General features: G+C 42.2%; 16 protein-coding genes. 2 read left to right on the top strand and 14 right to left on the bottom strand.

The window, feature by feature from the left end:
• Window positions 1-60 precede the first annotated feature (60 nt).
• Complete coding sequence (gene ribF / locus ACIPK1_RS16410; RefSeq protein ID WP_034878526.1) at window positions 61-1014, bottom strand: riboflavin biosynthesis protein RibF; 954 nt, start codon at window positions 1012-1014, stop codon at window positions 61-63.
• 2 nt (window positions 1015-1016) lie between these two features.
• Window positions 1017-1943: a tRNA pseudouridine(55) synthase TruB gene (gene truB, locus ACIPK1_RS16405; RefSeq protein ID WP_005235631.1), complete on the bottom strand. Its 927-nt coding sequence runs from the start codon at window positions 1941-1943 to the stop codon at window positions 1017-1019.
• A 122-nt stretch (window positions 1944-2065) separates the two neighbouring features.
• Here truB and ACIPK1_RS16400 point away from each other — a divergent pair, with 122 nt between their 5' ends.
• On the top strand, window positions 2066-2644 hold the full coding sequence (locus tag ACIPK1_RS16400) for a phosphatase PAP2 family protein (protein WP_005235629.1): 579 nt from the start codon (window positions 2066-2068) through the stop codon (window positions 2642-2644).
• Between the two features lie 51 nt (window positions 2645-2695).
• On the opposite strand, the gene rbfA is transcribed toward ACIPK1_RS16400, so the two are convergent.
• From rbfA to ACIPK1_RS16340, 12 genes are all read right to left on the bottom strand, one after another.
• Window positions 2696-3046 (bottom strand): 30S ribosome-binding factor RbfA, encoded by a 351-nt coding sequence (gene rbfA / locus ACIPK1_RS16395; protein WP_005225925.1) that lies wholly within the window; start codon window positions 3044-3046, stop codon window positions 2696-2698.
• Between the two features lie 32 nt (window positions 3047-3078).
• The gene (gene infB, locus ACIPK1_RS16390; RefSeq protein WP_400451339.1) at window positions 3079-5784 is read right to left on the bottom strand and encodes a translation initiation factor IF-2; all 2706 of its coding nucleotides are present in this window, start codon (window positions 5782-5784) and stop codon (window positions 3079-3081) included.
• A 12-nt stretch (window positions 5785-5796) separates the two neighbouring features.
• On the bottom strand, window positions 5797-6099 hold the full coding sequence (locus ACIPK1_RS16385) for a YlxQ-related RNA-binding protein (RefSeq protein WP_005235626.1): 303 nt from the start codon (window positions 6097-6099) through the stop codon (window positions 5797-5799).
• Entirely contained in the window at window positions 6092-6388 is a 297-nt protein-coding gene (gene rnpM, locus ACIPK1_RS16380; protein ID WP_005225922.1) for an RNase P modulator RnpM, read from the bottom strand. The genes ACIPK1_RS16385 and rnpM overlap by 8 nt, the downstream gene beginning before the upstream one ends.
• Before the next feature lie 16 nt (window positions 6389-6404).
• Window positions 6405-7619 carry a transcription termination factor NusA gene (gene nusA, locus ACIPK1_RS16375; protein ID WP_008378144.1) on the bottom strand — a complete coding sequence of 405 codons (1215 nt, stop codon included), beginning with the start codon at window positions 7617-7619 and terminating at the stop codon, window positions 6405-6407.
• 21 nt (window positions 7620-7640) lie between these two features.
• Window positions 7641-8114 carry a ribosome maturation factor RimP gene (rimP, locus tag ACIPK1_RS16370; protein WP_008378146.1) on the bottom strand — a complete coding sequence of 158 codons (474 nt, stop codon included), beginning with the start codon at window positions 8112-8114 and terminating at the stop codon, window positions 7641-7643.
• 207 nt (window positions 8115-8321) lie between these two features.
• Window positions 8322-8663: a DUF2752 domain-containing protein gene (locus ACIPK1_RS16365; RefSeq protein WP_225869294.1), complete on the bottom strand. Its 342-nt coding sequence runs from the start codon at window positions 8661-8663 to the stop codon at window positions 8322-8324.
• The gene (locus ACIPK1_RS16360) at window positions 8660-9094 is read right to left on the bottom strand and encodes a DUF4234 domain-containing protein (protein ID WP_400451338.1); all 435 of its coding nucleotides are present in this window, start codon (window positions 9092-9094) and stop codon (window positions 8660-8662) included. Before ACIPK1_RS16360 ends, ACIPK1_RS16365 begins: the two co-directional genes overlap by 4 nt.
• Window positions 9095-9268: 174 nt before the next feature.
• On the bottom strand, window positions 9269-11209 hold the full coding sequence (thrS, locus tag ACIPK1_RS16355) for a threonine--tRNA ligase (RefSeq protein ID WP_005235617.1): 1941 nt from the start codon (window positions 11207-11209) through the stop codon (window positions 9269-9271).
• A 310-nt stretch (window positions 11210-11519) separates the two neighbouring features.
• Window positions 11520-11696: a 2-hydroxymuconate tautomerase gene (locus ACIPK1_RS16350; RefSeq protein WP_005225916.1), complete on the bottom strand. Its 177-nt coding sequence runs from the start codon at window positions 11694-11696 to the stop codon at window positions 11520-11522.
• 88 nt (window positions 11697-11784) lie between these two features.
• Window positions 11785-12282: an ASCH domain-containing protein gene (locus ACIPK1_RS16345; protein ID WP_005235615.1), complete on the bottom strand. Its 498-nt coding sequence runs from the start codon at window positions 12280-12282 to the stop codon at window positions 11785-11787.
• A complete protein-coding gene (locus ACIPK1_RS16340) occupies window positions 12252-13124 on the bottom strand; it encodes an aminoglycoside 6-adenylyltransferase (RefSeq protein WP_400451337.1) in 873 nt (290 codons plus the stop codon). Before ACIPK1_RS16340 ends, ACIPK1_RS16345 begins: the two co-directional genes overlap by 31 nt.
• Window positions 13125-13264: 140 nt before the next feature.
• Here ACIPK1_RS16340 and helD point away from each other — a divergent pair, with 140 nt between their 5' ends.
• Window positions 13265-15547: an RNA polymerase recycling motor HelD gene (gene helD, locus ACIPK1_RS16335; RefSeq protein ID WP_400451336.1), complete on the top strand. Its 2283-nt coding sequence runs from the start codon at window positions 13265-13267 to the stop codon at window positions 15545-15547.
• Window positions 15548-15674 lie beyond the last annotated feature (127 nt).

The raw sequence follows: 15674 nt of genomic DNA, 5'->3' as shown, positions 1-15674 counted from the left end.
AAAAGAAAGAAAAAGAAAAAGTGAAAAGAAGCCAGAAACGCTTCTTTTCACTACGAATGCTTAGTTTTCTTCAGAAAGCCCATCAAAATAAGTTTCAGTGTCTCGTTCATCTTGCTTTAATTGTTCGATCAACGCTTGTGCGCCATTGAAAGCGACTTGATCACGTAAGAAATGATGCCAGCGGATCGCCACGGTTTCACCATAGATATCTTGGTGAAAATCGAGAATATAGATTTCAACTGTTAACTGGCGCCCCTGACCAAACGTATCATTGTGACCAATCGATCCCATCGATGGATACCACTTGTCACCGACTTTGATTTCCGTCACATAGACGCCTTCTTTTGGCAACCGAACGGTGCTCTTTACTTTGATATTCGCGGTTGGAAACCCAAGTTCTCTTCCTCTAGCATCACCGTGAACGACGGTTCCTTCAAATTCATAAATATACCCTAACAAGCGATTGACTTGTGCCATATCGCCATTTTGTAGGGCAGAGCGAATGCGTGTGGAGCTAACCTTTTCTTCATCAAACGATTCTTGCGCGACAGTCACAACTTCAAAACGATTTTCTGCATATGTTGGTAACAGCGCCATGTTGGCTATCTCTTTCTTGCCGTAGGTATAGTCGAATCCAGCAACAACAACTTTTGCATGCAGACCGATCATGTATTCATCCACAAACACTTGTGGTGCCAGATTTGCAAAAGCAGAAGTAAACTCAATGATATAAAGAATATCTACTCCAAGCTTTTCCATATGCGCTTCCTTTTGAGCCAAGCTGGTCAGGTATTGCATTTTTTCAGGATCGACTTTTTGAAAAACGATCGAGGGATGTTGATTAAAGGTCATTAATGCCAATTTTAACCCTTTTTCTTCTGCGATCTTTCGTCCTGTTTCAATGACTTTCTGATGACCTAGATGTACGCCATCGAAAAAGCCTAACACTAAGACGATCTCCTCTTCAGGAATCGTTGCGTGATCATAAGGGTGTCTCATTTCAATGATTTCCATGTTCATTCTCCTATTTCTGTACGGATGACTTTTACCGGTTTCATCATATCTTGGTATTTGTCATGAGCTTTATAGATACTGATCAATTGTTCTCGATAAAAAATCGCCACTAATTCCTCTGGGCGCTCTTGTAATCCAAACACGCTGAAAGGCAAGCGCATGCCATTTTTTACTTTCTGCCAGAGGTCCGCATCGATCGTCACTTGAACAAACTCCGATACCCCATATTCCACCGGTAGCAGTAGTTCCGAAACACGTTGTTCATCGACTGCCTTTTGCACCTCTGCAATCGTGTAAGATTGTTCTTTAGAAAAACCACCGCTTTTTAAGCGAGTCAAATCAGACATATGCGCGGGTACACCCAGCAATTTCCCTGTGTCGACCGCTAACGTGCGAACATAAGTCCCTTTTCCACAAGAAACTTCAAAACGCCAGCTTTGCGTATTGTCCTCATGAAAAACCGGCTCTGAAATTCGTTTGAAGGAATAAATTTCTGCTTTGCGCTGTGGCCGCTCGACAGTTTCATTGTTGCGAGCATATTCGTAAAGTCGTTTGCCATTGACTTTGACCGCCGAATACATCGGCGGGATCTGGGTAATCGTCCCCGTCAACTGTTTCATTGCCTGATCGATTTCTGTCTTCGTAAACGGACGAGTTAGTGCTTGTTGTTCAACGATATCCCCCGATCGATCTTCTGTAGTGGTACTGAAGCCCAAGGTGATTTCCCCAGTGTAGACTTTTCCAGAATCAACCAAGTATTCGACGATCTTCGTTCCTTTTCCGATACAAACGGGCAAGACACCATCCACGTCAGGATCTAGTGTGCCGCTGTGTCCGATTTTTTTTGTCTTTAATATTTTTCGTAATTTAAACACGCAGTCGTGACTTGTTTGTCCACGCTCTTTCCATAATGGTAAAATCCCGTCCATCGTATTCCTCCATTTCACTTCAACTTGCTTATTATAACATATAAAAAAAATTCATTGCACGACAAAATCCTTTTCGCTCCTTCTCATTACATGATAAACTAAGCATATAAGGAGGTCCTAAAATGGTTGTTTTAACGATAGGGTCATTTATTGGATTTGCCATCTTTTTGATCATGATTCAGCTCGGCACGATGCAGCGTTGGGAAGAAGCGTTTGCTTTGCAGATCATCCAAAGCCGTACGCCTTCTTTGACGCGCATGATGCACTTTTTTACCAATTTAGGAAAAGCCTTTCCGACAGTTGCGATCGCTTTACTATTGTTTGTCTTTCCATCATCGCGGGCGGATCTTGCACCAAAAACAGCAGTCAGTATCTTCATAGTATCAGCAGCTGCTTACCTGATCAAACGGATCGTCCGACGAGATCGTCCGATCGATCATCGTTTAGTTGAAGAAAAAGATCACAGCTTTCCTAGTGCCCATGCTGCCACATCCGCTGCCATGTACGGAACGATCGCCTTGAATCTTGGACAATTGGTTCCCTCAGCAGTCCTTCCGATGACTCTGCTGGCAGTTTTGTTAAGCTTTATGATCGGCTTTAGCAGAGTCTACTTAGGGATCCATTTTTTAACAGATGTGATCGGAGGCTGGCTCTTGGGGACAGGTGTTGCTGGACTGGTAACTTTACTGATGAATACCTGATGCTCTTTTCAAATAAAAAAGAACAGCTTCGATTGGAAGCTGCTCTTTTTTTTATTCTTCTGAGTGCAATGCGCGAATCATTTCATCAATTTTATTCCCGTATTGTACTGATTCATCCAATTCGAATTGGATTTCTGGAACTTTATAGAGCGTTAACGCTTGACCTAATTCACGACGAACCAAGCCAGTTGCTTTTTCCAGTCCTGCTTGGGCTTTTTGCTTATCTGAAGCTAAGTCCGTTAGGGTGCTGTAAAAGATCGTTGCTTGCTGTAAATCTCCAGTTACTCGTACATCTGTGATCGTCACATCTTGCACGCGAGGATCACGAACTTTTTTACGAAGAATTTGATTGACTTCTTTTAAGATTTCTTGTGCCACTCGGCGATCTCGATAGTTAGCCATTCAAAAAGCCTCCTTGTATAGTTGTCATTCCGTTATTTTGTCGGTACTTCTTCCATGACATAGCCTTCGATCACGTCATCAACTTTAAGATCGTTGAATTTCTCGATCATCGCGCCACATTCAAACCCTAGCTTCACTTCTTTGACATCATCTTTGAAGCGTTTCAAGCTGGCAAGTTTGCCTTCATAGATAACGATGCCGTCACGGATCACGCGGACGCCACTGTCACGGCGAATACTGCCTTCCGTTACGTAGCAACCTGCGATCGTGCCCACTTTAGATACTTTGTATGTTTCACGAACGATCATTTGACCAGTGATTTTTTCTTCGAATTCAGGATCAAGCATCCCTTTCATCGCAGTTTCGATTTCTTCGATCGCTTTGTAGATGATGCGATGCAAACGAATATCGACTTTTTCCGCTTCCGCTTGCTGTTTGGCTTGCGGTGTTGGACGGACGTTGAATCCAATGATGATGGCATTACTTGCTGCTGCTAGCGTTACATCACTTTCATTGATTGCACCAACGGCTGAATGGACGATGTTCACTCGCACACCTTCAACATCGATTTTCTTCAATGAAGCAGCTAATGCTTCAGCTGAACCTTGTACGTCTGCTTTGATGATGACATTTACTTCTTTCAGTTCGCCTTCTTTTAGACTTTCAAACAAGTTATCCAATGTCACACGACTGCTTGATGCGCGTTGCTCCATCAAAGCACGTTTTGCACGTTCTTCACCCGCTGCTCGAGCTGTTTTCTCGTCTTCAAAAGTAACGAAACGATCACCTGCTTGAGGCACATCATTCAATCCTGTGATTTCGACTGGTGTAGCAGGTCCAGCTGCTTTATCACGACGACCTAAATCATTCGTCATTACGCGAACACGACCGAAAGTATTCCCTACAACAATTGGATCACCTACATGAAGAGTCCCTTGTTGAACCAATAGTGTTGCTACAGGACCTTTGCCTTTATCAAGGCGCGCTTCAATAACGGTACCGATCGCCCGTTGGGTAGGATCAGCTTTCAAATCTTCGACTTCTGCTACTAAGAGGATCATTTCAAGCAATTCTTCAATGTTTTGCCCAAATTTCGCTGAAATTTCAACAAAGATCGTATCGCCGCCCCAAGCTTCAGGAATCAGCTCATGTTCGCTTAATTCTTGCATCACGTGTTGTGGGTTAGCACCTGGTTTATCGATTTTGTTTACTGCCACGATGATCGGCACTTTTGCTGCTTTCGCATGGTTGATTGCTTCCACTGTTTGTGGCATCACTCCATCATCAGCTGCGACAACAAGAATCGTGATATCGGTGATACTTGCTCCCCGTGCACGCATACTGGTAAAGGCCGCGTGTCCAGGAGTATCTAAGAAAGTGATTGGTTTGCCATTGATGTCGATTTGGTAAGCCCCAATATGCTGGGTGATTCCTCCAGCTTCACCACTTGTTACGCGTGAATGACGTAAAGTATCAAGCAATGTTGTTTTCCCGTGGTCAACGTGACCCATGATAGTCACAACAGGTGGTCGTGATACTAAATTCTCTTCAATTTGTTCTTCTGCTTCGAAGAATTTATCGATGTCTGCGATATCCACTTGAACTTTTTCTTGTGGTTCGATTCCGTAATCGGTAGCAAGCAGTTCAATCGTATCTTTATCTAAAGGTTGGTTTTGATTGACCATAACCCCCATCATAAAGAGTTTCTTGATGATCTCTGCTGGTTCACGGTAGATTTTTTTCGCGATATCCGCTACGTTCATGCCTTCTGAATATTCCAATACTTCTGGTAGCTCACGGAATTTACGTGCTGGAACTGGCGGTTTCTTTTCCGACTGCTGACGGCCTTTTTTCCCTTTTTTATTGAATTTGTTGCGATTGTTATTGTTGAAATTATTGTTGCGTCCACCGTAATTTGACTTGCCGCGGTTTTGATTTCCTCCACGGGAATCATTCGAGCCTTGCGGACGGTTATTGTTACGGTCTGCCCCTTGCGTATTTCCTGCAGATTGAGCGGCCGGACGGTTTTGTTGCCCTTGGTTATTTGGACGGTTTTGCTGTCCTTGGTTTGTTGGGCGATTTTGTTGCCCTTGATTATTCGGACGGTTTTGTTGTCCTTGGTTTGTTGGGCGATTCTGTTGCCCTTGATTATTCGGACGGTTTTGCTGTCCTTGATTGTTCGGACGATTTTGTTGCCCTTGGTTGTTTGGACGGTTTTGCTGTCCTTGATTGTTCGGACGATTTTGTTGCCCTTGGTTGTTTGGACGGTTTTGCTGTCCTTGGTTTGTTGGGCGGTTTTGTTGCCCTTGATTGTTACGATTCTCTTGGTTATTCACTCGATTATGACTTCCTTGGTTATTTGGTCTGTTACTTCCTTGACTGTTCGTGCGATCTACTTGTCCTTGACCAGCAGGACGGTTATTGCTTTGCGTAGTTCGCTGTTGACTTTGATTGTTATGACGGTTTTGGAAGTTAGGATTATTTCTTTGCGTTTTAAATTTCTTTTGTTCTTGTTTTTCCGGCTGGTTGGCTGGTTTCTGATTTGCGGGATTTGAGTTTGCAGATGTTTTACCATTTGGATTGCCGCCTAATGACTGCTGCAATTTTTGCGCCTCTCCATCTGAGATCGCGCCCATATGATTTTTGACATCAAAGCCTAAAGATTGTGCTTTTTCAACAACCTCTTTGCTCGACTTATTCCATTCTTTTGCAAGTTCATAAATTCTTTTTTTTCCCATGCAATCACCTTCCTAACCTAATATTAATTCCTGCACCTTCCTTGCAAATCCTTGATCTAAGATGCCAATGACCATTCTTGGTTTCCCAATGGCCGCACTGATTTCATCAGCAGAAAATGCATCTAGGAGCGGAATTTCGTAATAAGAACTTTTGTCCTTAATTTTCTTTTGTGTATTTTTACCAGCATCACTGGCGATAATGACTAAAGCAGCTTTCTCATTGCGAATCTCTTTTAAAGTCATTTCTTCACCAGTTACTAATTTCCCAGCACGCATGGCTAGTCCTAACATATTTAATGCTTTGGTTTTATTCATTTGCAAATAACTCTTTTCGCGCTTTTTGGTGCGTTACATAGTCCAATAGTTCTTGGTAAAATTCATCTGTCAATTTCGTTTCCAGCACTCGATCCAAGATACGCTTATCCCATGCTTTCTGGGCTTCAGCCGGTTCGATCGCTATATAAGCTCCCCGACCTGGCATTTTTCCTGTCGGATCGATGGAAACAACGCCTTCTTTTGAACGAGTGATACGAAGCATTTCTTTCTTAGGTAGCATTTCGCCTGAAATCACTGATTTTCGTAAAGGAATTTTTCGTTTTTTCATCACGATCTCACCTCAACTATTTTTCGTCAAACTCAACATTTTCATAATCATCCGCAGTCATGTCTGATGGAAGGATCGCTTCATCAACTGTTTCTGCAGATTCTGTTGCTTCTGTGCTGATTTCTTCAGCAGCTTCTGAAGCGTTGGCATCATACTCATCGATATAGTCGCCTTCATCCAGCTTCGCATAAAATTCTTCCATGTCTGTTTCTGATTTGATATCGATTTTGAAGCCAGTCAATTTGGCTGCTAGGCGAGCATTTTGTCCGCGTTTACCGATCGCTAATGATAGTTGGTAATCAGGCACGACAACAGTACAAGCCTTCGGATTATCAACATCAAAAATAACGTCGCTGACTTCTGCTGGATTCAACGCATTGGCGATGAAGATCGCTGGATCTTCATTCCATTCCACGATATCCATGTTTTCGCCTTTTAGTTCATTAACGATCGCTTGAACCCGTTGACCTTTAGGGCCAACACAAGTGCCGACTGGATCGACGTTGGCATCAAAGGAACGAACAGCAACTTTGGCACGATCCCCTGCTTCACGAGCAATACTTACGATCTCTACAGTACCATCATATACTTCTGGCACTTCTTGTTCAAATAATCGGCGCAGCAAATCTGGATGGCTGCGGCTAACGAATACTTGAGGCCCTTTTGAAGTATTTTCAACACGAGAAACGAATACTTTGATCCGATCATGGGGTTGATAAAACTCATTTGGCATTTGGTCTTGTTTTGAAAGCACGGCTTCAATTTTGCCTAAGTTTACATAGATATAACGATTGTCTTGGCGTTCAACGATTCCTTGCAAAATGTCTTTTTCGTACGCACTAAATTCGTTATAGATAATGTTTCTTTCCGCTTCACGGACCCGTTGCAAAATGACTTGTTTTGCCGTTTGCGCCGCAATACGACCAAAGTCTTTAGGCGTTACTTCAAAGCGGATTTTGTCGCCGATTTCATAAGCGGGGTTGATTGTCATCGCTTCTTTTAATGAAACCTCTAGTTGCGAGTCCATGACTTCTTCTGTCACTTCTTTGACTGCATAGACGTGGATATTGCCTTTTTTCTGATCAAATTCTACTTCCACATTTTGTGCTTGCCCGTAATGACGTTTGTACGCTGAAACCAATGCCGCTTCCAAGGCATCGATGACAATCTCTTTTGAAATGCCTTTCTCTGCTTCTAATGCATCCAATGCATTCAACATTTCTTTACTCATGATTCTTTCATTCCTCCGTGTTTAAAATTGAATGGCTAAACGAGCTTTGGCAATATTTTTCCGGTCGATCGTTCGTTCTTTTTCTCTGGTTTTGATTCGGGTCTTCATAACTAGCTGATTTTCGTCGAATGACTGTAAAAAGCCTTCGAACTGTTTTTCTCCATCAATCGGTTGATATAAAGAAACATGAATGTACTCGCCGACTGCCCGTTGATAATCTGCTTCTTTCTTCAATGGACGCTCGGCGCCAGGGGAAGAAACTTCCAAGAAATAGGCCTGTGGAATAGGATCAGGTTCGCATTGGTCTAATTGTTCACTAAGTTGTTCACTGACAAAGGCACATTCCTCGATATCGATTCCGCCTTCTTTATCAATGAACACACGAAGAAACCAATTTTTCCCTTCCTTCACGAATTCTACTTCAACTAATTCAAATTTTTGCGCATCCAGAATAGGGGTCACTATATCTGTAACAGTTTCCACTACCGTACTCACAACATCGCCTCCTTTATTTCTCAACGAAACGAACTTCATTCCATTAAAAAGAGTGAGCGAAAAAACCGCTCACTCACTCTAAGTATCATTACATTGTAAATATAACACAATTTTCATAAAGATTCAACTACTGTCGCATGTTCCCTTCGCTTTCAGAAAAAAACAAAGTATTTTCTTAAAGATTTTTAATGCTTGGGTGAATGGCTGTTAGTGAATCACTTGACCAATCCGACGTAGTAGTTGTGGGAAAATGCTCTCTGGATCAAAGTCCATTGGCGCGTCATGTGGGAAATGAAGCCAGAGCCGACCACCATAAACCACTAGTACCAAAAGTGTCAATGTCACCCACAGGTTGTGACTGTAGTAAAGTTTGCTGATTTTCGGATTTTTTTTGAATAAAACAATTCCGAATACGATCGGCACTAACCAAAACAAGGGATGAAAATGCAGCGCACCTTCAAGATCACCCTGAAATAAGTGCAAATAGGCGCGCGTCATGCCACAACCTGGACAAGGAAACCCCGTTAACCATTTAAACGGACAAATCAATAATCTGCCCAATCATCTGAATCAGACGAATCGTTTGTATTGTTAGATGAGGTCATGGCATTTTGATCAGCCGCTTCCCACATTTGGTTCATATCACCTTGTAAAATCGCCATGTTGATGAAATCAAAAGCAAACAGGCTCAAGACGACAAAAAGAATTTTGTTGTCACTCAGACGAGGCATATTCGCTCGTTGTTGTGCACTCATAAAGATATCCGCAATTCGGTACCACCAATAAATTTGATACAATCCACAAGTAAGGATCGTGAGTAAAATCGACGTTTCTGGCGAAAGACGATTATCCCCGCTGTATTCTGCCAGCTCTTTGGTTGTTTGGTACATCCAAAAGAATGTATAAATGCCACAAGTAATAAATGTTAATAAAATGACCGATACAACCGATTTCTTTCTAACTCCGTAATTATAATTCATCACAAACTCCTTCTAGTTTATTCCTTTTTATCACTTACTAATTATACACGATTTTATTCACAAAAACAAAAAAAATCTAATTATTTTATTTTATATAGATTAAAAAAGGTAAATAGCACCTGCTGAAAGCAGGTGCCTATACTATAAAATCATTCGTTTTCTTTGAACCAAAAGCTATGCTCGACTATAATTTTTCACTTCAGCAGCCATTGCATCAACAAACAGATTCAATTCTTCGACTTGGGTCTCCTTGCTGCCGTAGCGACGGATATTGACTGTCGCATCATTGACTTCTTGATCCCCAACAACAATTTGGTAAGGAATTTTTTGGGTTTGTGATGCACGGATCTTATACCCCATTTTTTCGTTGCGGTCATCCACTTCCACTCGCAGTCCTTGCGCTTGCAGGCGTTCTTTGATTTCGTAAGCATAGTCGCTGTGGGCTTCGACTGAGACCGGAATGATCGATGCTTGGATTGGTGCCAACCAAGTCGGGAATGCCCCTTTATAGACTTCTGTCAGGTAAGCCACAAAACGTTCCATCGTTGAAACGATTCCGCGGTGGATCACCACTGGACGGTGATTGTTTTCGCCATCTTCACCAACATATGTTAGATCAAACCGTTCAGGCAATAAGAAATCCAATTGGATCGTTGACAAGGTTTCTTCCATACCTAAAGCTGTTTTCACTTGGACATCTAGTTTAGGTCCGTAGAAAGCTGCTTCACCGTCAGCTTCAAAATAATCCAATTCTAATTCATCCATGGCCGCTTTTAGCATTGTTTGCGCATTTTCCCACATCGCATCGTCATCAAAATATTTGTCTTTGTTTTGTGGATCGCGATAACTTAAACGGAAACGATAGTCAGTAATATTAAAGTCTTCGTAAACGCCCACCATAAGATCCAGTGTCCGTTTGAATTCTTCTTTGATTTGATCAGGACGAACAAATGTATGACCATCATTTAAGGTCATTTCCCGAACCCGTTGCAACCCTGATAGTGCCCCTGATTTTTCATAGCGGTGCATCATTCCTAATTCAGCGATCCGAATTGGTAGTTCACGATACGAATGGATGTCATTTTTGTAAACCATCATGTGATGCGGGCAATTCATTGGTCGTAGAACCAGCATTTCGCCATCCCCCATATCCATTGGTGGGAACATGTCCTCGTGGTAATGATCCCAGTGCCCTGATGTTTTGTATAAATCCACGTTTGCCATGATTGGTGTGTATACGTGTTGGTACCCAAGGCTAACTTCTTTATCCACGATATAACGCTCGATCGTACGACGGATCGTTGCTCCTTTTGGCAACCAGAAAGGCAAACCCGCGCCGACTTCAGGGGACAACATAAACAATTCTAATTCTTTCCCTAATTTACGATGATCGCGTTCTTTTGCTTCTTCTCGTAAACGAATAAATTCCTTCAAGTCTTTCTTATCGAAAAAGGCTGTTCCATATACCCTTTGCATCATTTGATTATCAGAACTTCCACGCCAATAGGCTCCGGCTACTGATAACAATTTGTACACTTGGATACGACCTGTCGATGGGACATGAGGGCCGCGGCATAAGTCAACAAATTCTCCTTGCTGATAGGCAGTAATCGTTTCGTCATCTGGTAATTCTGTGATCAACTCAACTTTGTATGGATCTTCAGCAAAAAGAGCCAAAGCTTCCTCTTTTGTTAATACACGTCGTTCAATTGGCAGATTTTCTTTAATGATTTTCATCATTTCTGCTTCGATTGCTGGTAGATCTTCCGCAGTTACTGGGTTTTCCCCATTGTCTGTGTCATAGTAAAAACCAGAATCAATTGCAGGTCCTACTCCAAAATGGATCGATGGATAGAGTCTGCGCATGGCTTGAGCCATTAAATGAGCTGTCGAATGACGAAGTAAACCTAAGGCGTCTTCATGATCGGGTGTCACGATCTCAATCGTTGCATCTTCTTCGATCGGACGTGAAAGATCGATCAGTTGTCCATTGACTTTTCCAGCTAAGGCTTTTTTTGCAAGACTTTTCGAGATACTTTCAGCAATCTCTTTAGTTGTTACCCCAACAGCAAATTCTTTTTTTGCGCCATCAGGAAATGTAATAAATAATGACATATGAATGTCCTCCTTTGAATGATTTCAATCAATAAAAAAGTCCTAGTATCGGTTACGATACTAGGACGATCACTCGTGGTTCCACCTATTGTTCGAAAACAGAAAAAGTCTGTTTTCCTCTTCATGAGATAACGGTTCAACCGCCTCCGTTTCGACAGAGGTCTAAAAAAGTGGTCATCCTTTGGTTTTCTTCCAGGAAATTTTCAGCCAAGATTTCCCTCTCTTATCGAAGACTCTCAAACTCAGGTGTCTTTTTTATTGATCGATTATGGCTCAATTAAACCACTACCTACAAGAAAAAGCAAGAGAATTATTTCCAATCGCCATTCACAGCATAGGTTCCTTGCTTCATTTCATTGATGATGACATGGATATGCTCCTTAGGGGCACCCGTATTTTTATGGACCGCCTCAGTGATTTCTTTCATCATATTCGTCAGTTGTTCTTGCGAACGCCCTTCAACTAGTTCGACATGAATAAATGGCATACGATTTCCTCCTTTGTTTGCTTTTGATTATACACCTTTTTCAAAAAGACAAAAGCTATTCCCATGATTTCCAAAGAAAAACGTGTCTCTATTCCTCCTGATACACGACAGAAAACTTTTCACAAACGCATAGCATTTGATCGTGAAAAGACAACCCCGCTGAGGCATAAGCTCGTCGAAAAAAAGCTTCATGAACTCGGCGCCAATAAGCCAAAGTGCGATCTCCTTCCCCTTCTAAAAAGGCAAACGCTGCTGTCACTTCATCAAATGGCACGATCGACACTGACTCTAAATAAAGAACAGCTCTTGGTACATCCGAACCATCTAAAAGGACACTATACGTTTCTGATTGTGGCAATGCTTCTTGCTCGATTTCATAGAGCGCAGCGGCAGAGGTCGTCGCTGTCTTTTTGCCAGCTAAAACAAGTGCTGCCAGTTCATCCGCCATTTCTGAAGTATCACCAAAGGACCAAGCATCTTCATAGGTCAGAGAAGATTGATTTCTTGGATTTGCTTTTAAAAACCGCTGCCAAAACGCTTGAATCTGACTGTCTTTTATTTTTGGTTCTCTGGTCTCATCTGCCAATTTTTTTCACTCCAATACTTCGTATATGTTTGGACATTCTCAGCTTCTTGCCAATCATAGGCCAACCCTAATTTCTCGCTGATTTTCTTTGCTTGCTTATCAAATCGTTTTTGCATCTTCAAAAGGGACTGACCGCAAGCAGTGATCGTGGAAAAATCAAGCAATGAGGTCAATTCCCGCCACTCCTTTTCCGTTAGAAACGACTGCAGGTATTTATGATTTTTCCCAGTACTCACCTGAAATTGCTGAGCATGGGCAACAAACAAATCTTCTATCCATAACAATTCTTGCCAACAAATGGTGTATAAATGATCCGTAGCATAAATTAGTTGCTTTCGAAGCAGCCCTTTCACGACATACGTGCTTACCCACCAAAATTCGTTGCAGTGTTCCCGAAAAGCGGCTTGGGTCGGGCGCTTGATCCAGTAATGCGAATGATTTGCTTGATTAGCAAAACTTAGTAATTGGTCTGGATCAAGCAGCGGCTGCAAGCCTGGTTCTTTAGCAAGACGATCGACCAGTGCAAGTGGACATAGCATGAGATCGATTCTTACTCCGTCTAAAAAATGCATCAAGTACGTAAAACACCCGCCCAAACTCGGCGGATAAATCGTGCTAGCTTCCGGTGTTTGCCTGATCATGATTGATCCAAAGGCTTCTAACCATGAAGAATCATCGACCAAAGGCTGAATATCCTCCATCACGAAGACCACGTCAAAATCCTGCAAAATATCTTTTGGCGCCTGTGGATCGGTCCGTGAACCAGATAAACCGATGGCACGTGCCCCAACACGTTTCCCAACAGACAGGATCAATTGGCGCAATTCTGCTTCTTCTCTCACCTTTTCCACCTCTATTTCGTTTCGTTTTTGAACACCTAAGCTCTTTTTATAAATATTAGCATAGTTTCTTTTTTTCCACGACATTCACAGGGAAAATATGCTATAATTTTATGTCGCAATTTTTTTAAGGAGGATCCTTCGTGAACGAACGTCAAAAAGAACAACAACATGTCAATGAAACCATTGCTCTGATCCACAGAGAACAAGCGATCCTTTCGCAGCAAAAACAAGAATTAGCCGCTAAAATGGATGATCAATTAAAAGAAATCGCCGATAAGAAAATTCGCGGAGGCGACAGTGAAGCCTTTTATGAATCAGTTATCGAGTACCAGCAGCATGAACAAGAACTGCTGATCAAGTATCAAACCGCAGAATCACAAGAAAAACGCGTCAAAACCCTAACAACGATGGCAGGCAATCCCTACTTTGCTCGAATCGATTTCAAAGAAGAGCAAGAAACCGAGACCCTCTATTTAGGGATCGCTTCTTTACGAGACAAAGAGGAAGAAACGATCGTCATTGACTGGCGCGCACCGATCGCTAATCTTTACTATGAAGGAGAACTTGGTGAAACCTTCTACGAAACAGACACCGACCGTTTTACGGTAGAGCTGCTCTTAAAACGCCAGTTTAAAATTCAAAATGGTGAGATCTTATCGATGGTCGATACTTCGGAGATCATCAATGACGAATTTTTATTGGAAATCTTGGATGAGGCCTCTTCTTCTCAAATGCGTAACATCGTTTCAACGATCCAAAAAGCACAGAACCAAATTATTCGTGATACCACCAATAAATTTTTACTGATCGAAGGGATTGCTGGAAGTGGGAAAACCTCTGCTTTATTGCAACGGGTCGCCTTTTTACTTTACCGTAATCGCAAATGGCTGGACGAAAAACAAGTCTTGCTGTTTTCACCCAATCATTTGTTTTCTGACTATATATCCATGGTCCTGCCTTCATTAGGGGAAAGTGAAGTGCCCACAAGAACCTTCCACCACTTTATCCAATTGATTCTGACTGGCTATGAAGTAACAAAAGAAACCCAACAAGAAGAGAACTTTTTAAGCGGCGACGATGATGCCATTGAAAAAATCAAAAGTAGTCTTTTCTTGGTGGAAAAAATCAACCGTTATGTCCGTTCGATTGCACCGATCGGCCCCTTGTTCCGTGATCTAAAAATCCAAGGGCAAACCTATTTGACAAAAGAACAGATTCGCCGCTGGTACCAAGAAACCAATCATGAATTGCCGATTTACCAAAGAACCCAACTACTTCAAACAAAATTATTTAAAAAAATCGGCGGCTTGGAAAAAGATGAAGCCAAAAAAGACTGGGTCAAAGAAGCGACCGAAGAGCAATTGCAACAAGTATTTGCCAACGATCCTCATCAAGAATACAGCGAAGAAAACGAACGCCGTTTGCGGAAGAAAATCAGACAGCAGATCGTGCGTAAGAAGTTCCGTTCCTTGACGCGGGGAGTGAAAAACTTTCAGTTTATCAACCAAGCCAAGCAATACTTACACTTTTTACAATCGGTTGAGTCTGCTGCAGTCAAAGAAACTGGCATCGAGGCTGCGGCTTGGCAGCAAAGTATTGCCAACATTCGCCAAGGAATGCGCCAAAGACAAATCAAACAAGAAGACGCCGTTTTGTTTTTCTTACTGATCAAACAGCTTTATCCTGTTCACGTCGAAGAAAAAGCTCGGTTTATCTTTATCGATGAAATGCAGGATTTTCCACCAGCACAAGTGGCTCTGCTGCGTCAGCTTTATCCAAAGGCTGGTATCACCCTGTGCGGCGATTTGAACCAAAAAGTTTATGGCAATGAAACGATCGTCGGAGCATTAGCAGAATTATTCCCCCACGAAAGCGTGAAACGTTATCAATTGAAAACCAGCTATCGTTCGACTAAAGAAATCACAGATTTCGCCAATCAATTTTTAGTTGGCAGTGATCAAGTGGAATTGACGGCTCGTAAAGGTGCGGTACCAACAATTGTTAAAGGAACTGAATCTGAAAATCTGGCTTTCCTAGAAACCAGTATTCGAAAGGCAGCGGAGAATCAGCGTTGGCGCACCGCGATCATTTGTAAAACCGCAAAGGATTGCCAGCAGTTATATGCCCAGCTGGCAGAAACAATGCAGGAACAAGTGCAGCTGATCACCTCTGAAGAAGACTTCATGAAACGCAATGTCATGATCTTCCCGGCCTTTTTAGCAAAAGGGCTAGAGTTTGACCAAGTATTTGTCTGGACACCAGGTACCACTTTCGTGACTGAACAAGACCAATTGATTTTTTATACAATGGCGACACGGGCGATGCATCAGTTGACCGTCCTTACCCAAGAAGAATTGCCGCTTCTAGTGAAAGCTGATCCTGCCACTTATCAGTTTCAAGAAGCATCACGGATTAACGAATAACCTAACAAAAAAACATCACAATCGACTGATTCTGGCTCTATAATTTATGGGACTGATGAATCAGAATTGATTCTTCAGTCCCATTTTCATTTTAGGTATTAAAAAACATATCGTTCTCTAGTATGAT

The sequence above is a fragment of the Enterococcus sp. NPDC086594 genome (genome assembly GCF_044746145.1).
Taxonomy (GTDB): Bacteria; Bacillota; Bacilli; order Lactobacillales; family Enterococcaceae; genus Enterococcus_D; species Enterococcus_D entomosocium.
Note: the sequence above shows the minus strand (reverse complement) of the source record. Positions and strands in the feature narration are given on the sequence as shown.

What these genes read in the sequence shown, in the direction of transcription:
- nusA (WP_008378144.1), bottom strand. Translation starts at nt 7,619, where the DNA reads ATGAGTAAAGAAATGTTGAATGCATTGGATGCATTAGAAGCAGAGAAA.
- rbfA (WP_005225925.1), bottom strand. Translation starts at nt 3,046, where the DNA reads ATGGCTAACTATCGAGATCGCCGAGTGGCACAAGAAATCTTAAAAGAA.
- truB (WP_005235631.1), bottom strand. Translation starts at nt 1,943, where the DNA reads ATGGACGGGATTTTACCATTATGGAAAGAGCGTGGACAAACAAGTCAC.
- rnpM (WP_005225922.1), bottom strand. Translation starts at nt 6,388, where the DNA reads ATGAAAAAACGAAAAATTCCTTTACGAAAATCAGTGATTTCAGGCGAA.
- ribF (WP_034878526.1), bottom strand. Translation starts at nt 1,014, where the DNA reads ATGGAAATCATTGAAATGAGACACCCTTATGATCACGCAACGATTCCT.
- ACIPK1_RS16360 (WP_400451338.1), bottom strand. Translation starts at nt 9,094, where the DNA reads ATGAATTATAATTACGGAGTTAGAAAGAAATCGGTTGTATCGGTCATT.
- ACIPK1_RS16350 (WP_005225916.1), bottom strand. Translation starts at nt 11,696, where the DNA reads ATGCCATTTATTCATGTCGAACTAGTTGAAGGGCGTTCGCAAGAACAA.
- thrS (WP_005235617.1), bottom strand. Translation starts at nt 11,209, where the DNA reads ATGTCATTATTTATTACATTTCCTGATGGCGCAAAAAAAGAATTTGCT.
- ACIPK1_RS16385 (WP_005235626.1), bottom strand. Translation starts at nt 6,099, where the DNA reads ATGAATAAAACCAAAGCATTAAATATGTTAGGACTAGCCATGCGTGCT.
- infB (WP_400451339.1), bottom strand. Translation starts at nt 5,784, where the DNA reads ATGGGAAAAAAAAGAATTTATGAACTTGCAAAAGAATGGAATAAGTCG.
- ACIPK1_RS16400 (WP_005235629.1), top strand. Translation starts at nt 2,066, where the DNA reads ATGGTTGTTTTAACGATAGGGTCATTTATTGGATTTGCCATCTTTTTG.